The organism is Pseudofrankia coriaricola, assembly GCF_032027725.1.
Taxonomy (GTDB): Bacteria; Actinomycetota; Actinomycetes; order Frankiales; family Frankiaceae; genus Pseudofrankia.
The window spans coordinates 1-6,173 of sequence record NZ_JASNFO010000175.1 but is presented as its reverse complement, the minus strand read 5'-3'; the positions used below and the strand labels follow the sequence as shown (position 1 = coordinate 6,173).

At 68.2% G+C, this 6,173-nt stretch carries 8 protein-coding genes; 7 read left to right on the top strand and 1 reads right to left on the bottom strand.

The genetic code is table 11. From position 1 onward, the window contains the following. Positions 1–35: 35 nt before the first annotated feature. Positions 36–1,106 (bottom strand): IS630 family transposase, encoded by a 1,071-nt coding sequence (locus tag QOZ89_RS46645; RefSeq protein ID WP_241841751.1) that lies wholly within the window; start codon positions 1,104–1,106, stop codon positions 36–38. Between the two features lie 104 nt (positions 1,107–1,210). On the opposite strand from QOZ89_RS46645, the gene QOZ89_RS46640 reads away from it, so the two are divergent. From QOZ89_RS46640 to QOZ89_RS46610, 7 genes are all read left to right on the top strand, one after another. After that, positions 1,211–1,558, top strand: coding sequence for a hypothetical protein (locus QOZ89_RS46640; RefSeq protein WP_071049086.1), 348 nt, complete (start codon positions 1,211–1,213; stop codon positions 1,556–1,558). Between the two features lie 389 nt (positions 1,559–1,947). Continuing rightward, positions 1,948–2,730, top strand: a complete 783-nt coding sequence (locus QOZ89_RS46635) for an IclR family transcriptional regulator (RefSeq protein WP_071049085.1) — start codon at positions 1,948–1,950, stop codon at positions 2,728–2,730. Positions 2,731–3,456: 726 nt separating this feature from the next. Next, positions 3,457–4,152, top strand: a complete 696-nt coding sequence (locus tag QOZ89_RS46630) for a cupin domain-containing protein (RefSeq protein WP_312630355.1) — start codon at positions 3,457–3,459, stop codon at positions 4,150–4,152. Further along, positions 4,149–4,682 (top strand): cupin domain-containing protein, encoded by a 534-nt coding sequence (locus QOZ89_RS46625; RefSeq protein WP_071049083.1) that lies wholly within the window; start codon positions 4,149–4,151, stop codon positions 4,680–4,682. Before QOZ89_RS46630 ends, QOZ89_RS46625 begins: the two co-directional genes overlap by 4 nt. Continuing rightward, the gene (locus QOZ89_RS46620) at positions 4,679–5,236 is read left to right on the top strand and encodes a pyridoxamine 5'-phosphate oxidase family protein (RefSeq protein WP_071049082.1); all 558 of its coding nucleotides are present in this window, start codon (positions 4,679–4,681) and stop codon (positions 5,234–5,236) included. The genes QOZ89_RS46625 and QOZ89_RS46620 overlap by 4 nt, the downstream gene beginning before the upstream one ends. 46 nt (positions 5,237–5,282) lie before the next feature. Next, the gene (locus tag QOZ89_RS46615; RefSeq protein WP_131804003.1) at positions 5,283–5,699 is read left to right on the top strand and encodes a hypothetical protein; all 417 of its coding nucleotides are present in this window, start codon (positions 5,283–5,285) and stop codon (positions 5,697–5,699) included. 94 nt (positions 5,700–5,793) lie between these two features. Beyond that, positions 5,794–6,173: helix-turn-helix domain-containing protein (locus QOZ89_RS46610; protein ID WP_312629296.1), on the top strand; the 380-nt coding region annotated here is incomplete at its 3' end.

The following is a 6,173-nucleotide window of genomic DNA, read 5'->3' as shown; positions in this document are numbered from 1 at the left end:
ACTAGTGCTGCCCCGCGTAAGTCTTGCTGGGGTTGTCAGGCGGCTTTGAGGGGTTCGCCGGTGTAGGTCCAGCGGTAGGGCTTGGCGGTGCGGTCGTGGACCTCGATGAAGTGGAGGATCTTGTTGGCGAGGTTGTCGCGGGAGGTGAAGTCGCCGCGCCGCAGGAGCTGGCGGGTGAGGGTCGAGAAGAAGATCTCGACCATGTTCAGCCAGCTGGCGTGTTTCGGGGTGTAGGTCACGACGAACCGGGGGTGGGCCGCGAGCCACCGCCGGGTCGCGTGCGCGGTGTGGCTCGACCCGTTGTCCATCACCAGGTAGATCTTCAGTGTCGGGTCGATCGCCTCGTCGAGCCTGGTCAGGAACCAGGTGAAGTTCGCCGAGTTGTTCTTCCCGGGGATGATCTCACCGAGGACCTCGCCGGTGGCGACGTCCATCGCCGCGACCAGCGACACGGTGCCGTGCCGGACGTACTCGAACTCGCGCCTGGCGGGGGAGCCGGGGCGGATCGGGCGGGTCGGGTGGCGCCGCGAGCGGGCGTGGATCGCGGTCTTCTCGTCGACGCTGATCACGACCCCGTCCGCGGGCGGGTGCAGGTAGAGGTCGCAGACCGCGGCGGCGCGGTCGGCGAAGTCCGGGACGGCGGGCCGGTTGAGCCAGCCCCGGACCCGGTGCGGCTTGAGGTCGAGATCGGCCAGGACCCGGCCGATCTGCGCCGGTGACATCCCGACCGTGGGGGCGAGATGCTCGGCGAGCAGCCGGTGCGACCACTGCGACGCCGCCTGTGGGGCGGTCTCGGTGACGGCGGCCAGCACCGCGAGCCGGGCGTCCGGGCCGTAGCGGCGCGGCCGGCCGGGGCGGGGCCGGTCGACGAGCGCGGCCTCGCCGTCGGTGGCGAACCGGGCGCACAGCCGGCGGACCGTGTCCGCGTGCACGCCGTGGCGGCGGCCGAGCGCGACCGGCCCCCACCGGCCGTCGGCCGCGTCCAGCAGGATCCGGGCCCGTCTGACCTGGTCGAACGGGGCACTCACCGTCCCGGCGAGCTTCTTGAACCGTTGACGCTGCGCGGCGCCGAGGACCACCCTCGGACCGCCGGACCAGCTGCCCACCTGAGCACCCACCGCATCCTGGAAGGGACAGTTCCAGGACGACAGGGAAGAACCGGGCAGACCCGCGCGCGGGTCCGACACGCCAAGGCGGGCAGGATAGGGACGTGGCGAAGATCCCCGAGATGGCCCGGGTAGTGCTGGAACACCGGCTGCGCACCCAGCACACCGCCCGCTGGCCCCAGCTGCGCGACCTGACCATCCGCTACCGCGGCGACTTCGCCTACCTCGACGCCGTCTTCGCCGACGAGGCGGACGACGCGGCCCCCTACCCGCTGTGCCGGCTGCGCTACACCGGCCAGCCCGACCAGTGGGGCTTCGCGATCTACCTCGACAGCCGCGGCGCCTACGAGGACTCCTACCTGCCGAGTGGCGAGTCCGTCGGCACGCCCGAACAGGCCCTCAACTGCGCCTGCGGGCTTTACGCCGGCGACCCCACCGCCTGGATCGGCTGATCACCAGCCAGGCCAGCAAGATTTACGCGGAGCTGCACTAGGGGCAAAGAACGATTGCGTGCCCCCGCGGACCGAAGCGTGCGGTGTCCTGGTGATCGTGATGTTCGCGCGTGATGACGTACGCCATGGGCGGTCAACTCCAGATGGATGGGGCGGTGACCGTGTCGCCGCCGAGGTCGGCGTACGCGCGGGCGGCCACTGGCGCCATTGGATGGAGCGGGATCGGTGTCCGCGCCCTGGCGGCGAGCACGAGGGAGTAGGACGCGGGGAGTGATCCAGCGGCATGCACCGGTCGAGTAGCGGGATGAGGAACGGCGTGCCGCATCGCGCTACATCAGGCGGTGATCTGCAAGGGTGGGCTGGGTTAGTCTGTCGGGGTGGAGCCAGTCTTGGATGACGTTGAGGTCCCGTCGGAGCGCCCGGGTGGGTTGATCGGCGCGGTCGACAACGTGCTGCGGCTGCTGCGGCTGTTCGAGGATCACGAGATGGTTCGGGTGAACCAGGTGGCGCGGGAGATGGGGTTGTCCCGGTCGACGGTGCATCGGATGTTGGCGACGTTGAGTCACCATCAGTTCGTGGAGCAAGACGAGTACTCGCGGGCGTATAAGCCGGGGCCGGCGTTGGTCGACATCGGTCTGGCGGTGGTGTCGAAGATCGATATTCGGGCGGTGTCGCATTCGGCGTTGGTGAGCTTGCGTGATCTGACGAACGAGACGGTGCATTTGGGGATCATGCGGGGCGCCACCAGCGTGGTGTATCTGGACAGCGTGGAGAGTGATCGGGTGGTGCGTACGGGGGGCCGGATAGGGTGGATCTTGCCGGCGCATTCGACGGCGGCGGGTAAGGCGTTGTTGGCGGAGCGGAGTGATGAGGAGATCGTCCGGTTGTATCCGTCGGGCGTGTTGGAGGCGCCGACGCCGCGTGCGTTGACGACGCGGGAGGCGTTGCTGCGCGAGCTGGGGGAGGTTCGCGGGCGGGGGTATGCGGTCAATCGTGCGGAGACTGAGGCGGATGTGGCCGCGGTCGCGGCGGTGGTTCGGGACAAGAGGGGCCATGTCCGGGGTGCTCTGGTTACGACCGCGCCGTTGTCGCGTGCGGATGATGAGTGGACGACGGCCACGGCCGATGTGACGAGGCGTGTCGCGCGTGAGCTTGGTGGTCGTCTCGGCTGAGCCGGGGTTCCCCCGGGACCACCCCGGGTGGTGAGACGCGGATCGTTGAGCACCGAGGCGGCCGCCAGCACGAGGTCGGCAGCCAGCTGCACGGTATTCGCCGTCCAGCCGTTCGGGGTCGTCACCGGGTACCTCACGGCGCGGATCACGGCGGGCAGGGTCAGTCCCCGCGGCGGCAGTGTGACGATGGCAATCAGGATCAGCTGCGTCCGCTCGGGCCCGGTACGACGTGCGCGGCGAGCTCGAAGCCCATCCTCGATCGGCATCGGGGTGCCGGTCTCATGTCCGGCCGATCGACGGCTATCGGACTGACTTCGTCGATGCGTCGCCCGCCCGTCCCATCGCCGTCCGCCGGTGCACCTGCGCGGCGGCTCGTCACGAAGATCCAGAACGCCGACTACCCGCCCGAGCCGAGCAAACAGACGGGCCGGGCAGCGCGGGCAGCGCTGGGTCGGTTCGCGCCGGGCACGGAGTGATCTTGAGTATCCGGTCAGGCCCAACCCGACGGTGACCGACCGCCACCATGACCGTGGTTCGTGGCAACCGGCGGTGCTGACTTCGGGGAGCGGCTGACTGGGCGGGCTCTACCTGCTTGTTCGTGGGTGTTGACGTGCGGTGGTGGGGTTGGCGGGTGTGGGTCGGCGGGGTGTGGTCTTGCCAGGGCAGTGCGTTGGTATCACACTGAGGGGCGCTGTTCCACATACTGCTACATAGAGGGGGTTGAGGGTGGACCTGGTGGACACGCGGCGGATCCCGCCGCCGGACCCTGACCGTGAGCCGCTGAAGGTGAACGTGTATGAGCGGATGGCGAAGGCGGCGGCGCAGTTGATGCCTCTGTTCCCGTATGACGGGGCGGGGGCGATTGTGCCGGCGGGGGTGGTGCTGGTGGGTGGGCCGGAGGTGGAGTACGGGCATTTCTTCCACTGGAACTCGGTGGACGAGGTCGCTGTGACCTATGGGTCGAGGAACGCGATGTTGGCTGCGGGGCAGATCATGGCGACGCAGCGGTTGCATGGGGTGAACTCGTTCCTGCGGGACGAGAAGGACTCGGAGGCGTTCGCCGTGATGGTGATCACGCAGCGTCAGTCGTCGTCCGGAGAGCAGTCCGAGGCGTTGACGGCCCGGTGTAAGAACTGTAAGGCCGAGTTGGTGCGGCACTCCTACGACGCCACTCCGCACGGGCTGCCGGGGTACGACGCGCAGCGGTACGGCGCGGAAGACGACCCGGTCCGCCAGTTCCCGACCATAGCTAGCTCTGTGGAGTTTGTTGAGTTGCGTAACAGCGAGGAGGGTCGTACGTGCGCCCGGTGTGGGCATGTCAACGACGTGTTCCCCGCGGCGCGGTGGGGGTGGGCCCGGCAGGCGTACCAGACCCGGGCGGTCAACCGCGGGTACCACAGCATGGTGGAGGCCGAATCATGAACCGGCGACGGATGCTGCACGCCCTCAAGACCGAGCTGGGCGAGTACGAGGACGCCGCCGTGTTGCCAGCGGAGACCGACCCGCAGATCTACCTGTCCCGCAACCGGCAGCCGCAGCCGTTCCACCTGATCTGCTCGAGGGACAACGTGCTCAGCCAGCTGTCCGGGGCCGCGCACGTCCACCTCCGGGACAGCTCGGTCAATCGGTTCCGGATGGACGTCGGTGACCACGTCTACATCCCGGCGGGCACACCGCACCGGATCGTGCCGATCAGGGAAGGCGTCACACTGCGGTACCAGCCGCTGGAGGCCGGGCTGCAGGGCGCCGCCTGGTATTGCGACGGGTGCGACAGCGAGCTGCGGCGCTATGAGTGGGAGCACGACAACGACACCCCTGCCGTGCAGTACTACGCCGCGGCATGTGCCCGGTTCTCTGCCGACGAGGCAGCGCGAACCTGTGGGAAGTGCGGGACGGTGGCCAGCGCGCTGGACGTGGCCGCACTCGGCTGGCTCCCGGCCGAAGCCCGATGAAAAGGCCGGAACCCGATCTGGCGCAGATCCAGGACGCTATCACTGAACTTCTCCGGGAGGAGGAGATCGCGACCCTGGCGACGGTGGACGCCGACGGGTGTCCGTCCGCGTCCGCCATGCACATTGCCGGCGACGGGCTCAGCGTATACATGCACACGTTCAGTTACAACCGTAAGTACGCAGAGATGCTCGCAGATCCACGGGTCAGCTATGCGGTCAGCTACCTGCCGCCCGGCGGGTTCGAGGACCGATTCGTCACTCGCTCGCTCCAGGTCAAGGGCTGGGCGTCACTGCTGACCACGGCCGAGGAAATACAGCGGGCCGTGGCGGTCAGCCGGGAGCAGTTCCCATGGCTGGTCCAGACCGCGATGTACGACAATGTAGGACTGCCGGACCAGGGGCAGCAGGTATTCTTCCGGATCGACCCGATGAACGCCGTGTGGGCCGACCATCGGGTCCGGATGTTGTGGCGGGTTTTCCTGGAATTCGACGCCTCCGGCACCCGGATCACCGGGAAACGCCCATACGATGCGGTGGTCGGCCGCCGATCGTAGAGACAGCGGCCCGGCACGGCGAGCAGGCTCGCCAGGGAAGCGCCAGGTGATGTGGAACCGAAAAATGACCGGGTGCCCGGGCAGTTTCGAGACGGCGTTGCATGTATATCATTCGTCGCCGTTCAGCGAAATGGTGACGGAAGATGAGCTGCGCTTCATCAACCGCGGACGTGTGAGGTTCGTGCCGGTTGACGAGATCCTCGACCAGGCATCGGAAGACCGATGGTATCCAGCCCCGCTTTCCCCTGAAGGTGCCAAGCTACTGCGCCTGACGCAGCGCCCAACGGCGCTCGACCCGGACATGTTCCGTGACGTTTACGAGAGGTATGAGGTTCCGGCCATCCGCCAGCTGATCGCCGGCTGCGCCGACTATCGCCGAAACTACGTTGGCTCGACGGACTCATTTTGCTTCGCGACGCCCGAGCTGCAGGCCGAGATCGGCGCGCACGGGCTCGTCGCCTAGTGCGCTGTCCGTGAACGTCTGCCGGGCGAGGTGTGGCGATCTCGGTTTGCGGTGATGCGCAGGTATCTGCTCCTGCTCGTGGGAGGGGTCTGCGATGGCGAAGCCGGTGCATGTCCGTCGGTTGACGGACGAGGAGGGACAAGCCCTGCTGCGGATCGTGCGGCGGGGTCGGCACGACGCGGTGAGGATCCGCCGGGCGATGATGATCCTGGCGTCGGCGTCAGGAAACACCAACGAGGCGATCGCCGCCCTGGTCGCCGCCGATCCCGACACGGTCCGGGACGTCATCCACGCGTTCAACGACCGCGGGCTGGACTGCCTGGACCCGCGGTGGGCAGGTGGCCGTCCGCGGCGGATCACCGCAGACGGCGAGGCCCGCATCCTCGAGGTCGCCCGCACCAGGCCAAGGGCGCTGGGGCTGCCGTTCACCCACTGGAGCCTGCGCAAGCTGTCCGACTACCTGCGCCACCCCCC